Origin of the sequence: Methylobacterium sp. WL103 (genome assembly GCF_008039885.1) — a bacterium.
Classification (GTDB): domain Bacteria; phylum Pseudomonadota; class Alphaproteobacteria; order Rhizobiales; family Beijerinckiaceae; genus Methylobacterium; species Methylobacterium cerastii.
Genome location: NZ_VRUX01000779.1, coordinates 1 through 1638, shown reverse-complemented (window position 1 = coordinate 1638; position 1638 = coordinate 1). Strand labels below are relative to the sequence as shown.

Here is a 1638-nt window from a genome sequence, read left to right as displayed (position 1 = left end):
GGGGACCGCACCGCCCGCTGCGGCCAGGATCGCGTCGCAGTCGAGCCCCTCGACGGCGAGGTCGCCGAGGCGGTCGAGGCGGGCGTCGAGGTCGGCGGTCTCGCGCGCCTGGACGAGCCCGAGATGGCGCTCGGGCAGGACCAGCGACGCGTCCCGCATCAGCGCGCCGAGCACCGGGATGCCGACGCGCTGCAGCCCGGCCTCGACGAGGCGGCGATGGCGGGCGCTGGCGACCTTGTTCAGCACCACCCCGGCGATCTTGACGCGCCGGTCGTAGAGAGAGCAGCCGAGCGCGATGGCGGCGGCCGATTGCGCCGCCCCGGAGACGTCGAGCACCAGCAGCACCGGCCAGCCGTAGCGGGCGGCGATGTCGGCGTTCGCCCCCGTGCGGCCCTCGCCGGCGCGGACGCCGTCGAACAGGCCCATCGACCCTTCCGCCACGACGATGTCGGCATCGCGCACGGCAAAGCCCGCGACCGCGTCGAGGAGGGCCGGCCCCATGGCGAAGCTGTCGAGGTTCACGCTCGGATGGCCGGTGGCGGCGGCGTGGAAGGCCGGGTCGATGTAGTCCGGCCCGCATTTCACGCCCCGCACGCGCAAGCCGCGCCGGGCGAGCGCCCGCATCAGCGCGAGCGTCACGGTGGTCTTGCCGGAGCTCGACCGCGGCGCGGCGACGAGGATGCCGGGCACGCTCATGCGTTCGAATCCTCGGCGTCCACCGTCCCGACCGCGCCGCCGGGCCGGAACCGGCGGTCGTAGTCGGCGGCGTAGAGCGCGCTCTCGCGAAAGTCTTCGGCGCCGAGCGCCGGCCCGACGAGGATGAGCGCCGTGCGCTCGATGCCCGACCCCGCCACCAGGTCGGCGATCGTCGCCAGCGTGCCCGTGATCACCCGCTCGTCCGGCCAGGAGGCGCGGAACACCACGGCGGCCGGGCAGGGCGCGCCGTAGAACGGGATCAGCTCGGCGACGACCTTGTCCAGGATGTGGATCGAGAGGTGCAGCGCGAGGGTCGCGCCGGTGGCGGCGAAGGCGGCCAGCGTCTCGCGCTCCGGCATCGCGCTCGCCCGGCCGGAGGTGCGGGTGAGGACGACCGATTGCGCCACGCCCGGCACCGTCAGCTCGCGCTTCAAGAGCGCGGCCGCGGCGGAAAACGCCGGAACGCCCGGCGTGACCGTGTAGGGGATGCCGATGCGGTCGAGGCGGCGCATCTGCTCGGCGAGCGCGCTCCAGATCGAGAGGTCGCCGGAATGCAGCCGGGCCACGTCCTCCCCGCGCGCATGCGCCGCCTCGATCTCGGCGACGATCGCATCGAGGTCGAGCGGGGCGGTGTCGACGATCCGCGCGCCGGGCGGGCACCAGCCGAGGATCTCCGGCGCGACCAGCGAGCCGGCATAGAGGCAGACCGGGCAAGCCGCGATGCGGTCGCGCCCGCGCAACGTGATGAGGTCGGGGGCGCCCGGTCCGGCGCCAATGAAATGGACGGTCATGCGGTCGCGATCTGCGCCGCTCGGGCGCGCTTGGATTCAAGATTCGGGTGTTCGGCGCCCGTCGGCGCCATCGCCGCGAGCGCGCAGGTGACCCGCCCGTCGTCGATGCGGGCGAGGACGAGGCGTCCGCCCTCGCCAGCCACCGCCAGGG

The 1638-nt window shown here is 74.6% G+C and carries 2 protein-coding genes; both read right to left on the bottom strand.

Features of this window, described 5'->3' with window-relative positions:
- On the bottom strand, positions 1 to 696 hold a 696-nt coding region (locus FV222_RS25330; protein WP_147815938.1), incomplete at its 3' end, for a cobyrinate a,c-diamide synthase.
- Positions 693 to 1487 (bottom strand): precorrin-4 C(11)-methyltransferase, encoded by a 795-nt coding sequence (gene cobM, locus FV222_RS25325; protein ID WP_147761384.1) that lies wholly within the window; start codon positions 1485 to 1487, stop codon positions 693 to 695. The genes FV222_RS25330 and cobM, both read right to left, overlap by 4 nt.
- Between the last annotated feature and the right edge of the window lie 151 nt (positions 1488 to 1638).